Genomic DNA, 2,014 nt, shown 5'->3' with positions numbered 1-2,014 from the left:
GTCTCGGGGATGGTTGCCGAGACGAGCAGCCAGTCTTCTCCCGCCGACATGGTGCGCACCGCGAAGATGCGCCGGTCGCCGCGCTCGAGCATCGGCAGCGCCGCAGGGTTCAGGGCGTATCCGGCATCCGGCGTCGCGAGCAGCAGGCCGCGCTGCTTGAGCCGGGTGATCGCGGTGCGCGCGCGGGCGGCCGGGATACCCAGGTCGCCGGCCAGCCGCACGAGCGCGCCCGACGAGATGCGACCGCCGAGCGGACGCAGGTACAGCCCGATCAGGGTGCGCAGCAGCGAGGTCGCGCTTCCCGGCCGCGCCTCGATGTCGTCGAGCACCGCCGCCGAGGCCGCGTTCATGGCTGCAGGGCGTCGCGCACGGCGATCACGCCGCGCAGGGTCTCCTCGTGCGAGGTGCTCAGCGGTGACAGGCCGAGGCGGATGCCGTCGGGGAAGCGGAAGTCGGGGATCACGCCGTCGGCCCACAGCTGCGTCGTGACCTCCTGGAAGGAGTCGTGCCCGATCGTGACATGGCCGCCGCGGCGCGAGGCCTCGCGCGGCGAGAGCAGCCGCACGCCGAGCGGTGCGAGCAGCGCGTCGTAGGCGCGGATCGCGAACTCGGTGAGCGTGATCGACTTCACCCGCAGGGCGGTGACCCCCTCCAGCTCGATCAGGTCGAGCATGCCCTGCATCGGCAGCATCGACAGCACCGGCGGGGTGCCGCTGAGCAGCTGCCGGATGCCGGAGACCGGCGTGTACTCGGGGCCCATGGCGAAGATGTCGGCGGCACCCCACCAGCCGTGGATCGGCTGCACGACCGTGCCGTGGTGCTCGGTGCGCAGATAGCCGAAAGCGGGCGAACCGGGCCCGCCGTTCAGGTATTTGTAAGTGCATCCGACGGCCATGTCGACGCCCCAGTCGTCGAGCTGCATGGGCACGACGCCGGCCGAGTGGCACAGGTCCCAGAGCATCAGCGCTCCGGCATCCTTCACCACCCGGGTGATCGACGGCATGTCGGCGAGCGAACCCGAGCGGTAGTCGACGTGACTGAGCACGACGAGTGCGGTGCGCTCGGACACGACCGATGCGACCTGATCGGCCGTGACCCCGAGGATCGGGTCGGGCTCGACCCAGCGCAGCGTCGCGCCGGTCTCGTTCGCGATACCGGCGGCGATGAAGCGATCGGTGGGGAAGTTGCCCGCCTCGATGACGATCTCGTCCCGACCCGGTCGCGCGGCGACACCGGCGCGCATGAGCTTGTAGAGCAGCACGCTGGTCGAGTCGGCGACCACGGTCTGGCCGGCGGCGGCGCCGAGGGCGATCGCGCCGATGCGATCACCGAGATGCATCGGCAGCTGCATCCACTGCTCGTCCCACGAGCGGATGAGACGCGTGCCCCAGTCGTCGCGGACGAAAGCCGCGGCCTTCTCGGGCAGATCGCGCAGCGGGCGTCCCAGGGAATTGCCGTCGAGGTAGGCGATGACGCCGGGGGCGTCGGCGAACTCGGCGAGGTGGTGGGCGAGCGGGTCGGCCTGGTCGAGCTTGCGGGCCTCGGCGAGCAGGTCGGCGGTGATGTCGGTCATGTCACGGCTCCGTGATGTCGGTGTCGATGTCGGCTGGTGTGAGGCGGTGGGCCCGATTCGGATCGCCGTCGGGCAGTAGCAGCAGAGGGCCGCCCGCGAGCGGGTCGGCGGGGGAGAGGGATGCCAGCAGGCCGAGCCCGTCGAGGCCGGCGGCGCGCAGCAGGTCGATCTCCGCCTCGCGCAGGTCGACGGGTGCAGGTCCGTTGCCCATGTCGGTGCCGTAGAGCACCTCGCCGCCGCCGGCGATGAAGCGCCGGACGTTGTCGAGTGCGAGAGCGAGCATGTCGCCGTCGTGGATCGCCAGAGTCGAGATCCAGGATGCGGATGCCGCCTGCGCCGCGATCTCGGTGTCGGTGAGGCGCTCGCTGAACGGCGCGTGCGCCAGGCGGGTCGCGCCGAGGCGCACCGCGCGCTGCGCCTGGCCCGCCCCTTCGGCATGGG

The 2,014-nt window shown here is 71.6% G+C and carries 1 protein-coding gene and 2 pseudogenes; all 3 read right to left on the bottom strand.

The window, feature by feature from the left end; all coding sequences use genetic code 11:
- A pseudogene (locus tag RT309_RS11510) lies at positions 1 to 350 on the bottom strand (regulator); the annotation flags it as partial.
- On the bottom strand, positions 347 to 1,573 hold the full coding sequence (locus RT309_RS11505; RefSeq protein WP_313357180.1) for an aminotransferase class V-fold PLP-dependent enzyme: 1,227 nt from the start codon (positions 1,571 to 1,573) through the stop codon (positions 347 to 349). The gene RT309_RS11505 and the pseudogene RT309_RS11510, both read right to left, overlap by 4 nt.
- A gap of 1 nt (position 1,574) precedes the next feature.
- Positions 1,575 to 2,014: pseudogene (locus RT309_RS11500) on the bottom strand (hydrolase); the annotation flags it as partial.

Source organism: Microbacterium sp. (genome assembly GCF_032084865.1).
Lineage (GTDB): Bacteria > Actinomycetota > Actinomycetes > Actinomycetales > Microbacteriaceae > Microbacterium.
Note: the sequence above shows the minus strand (reverse complement) of the source record. Positions and strands in the feature narration are given on the sequence as shown.

Bases quoted from the DNA above. Each gene is read 5' to 3' on its own strand.
- RT309_RS11505 (WP_313357180.1), bottom strand. From the start codon at position 1,573: ATGACCGACATCACCGCCGACCTGCTCGCCGAGGCCCGCAAGCTCGAC.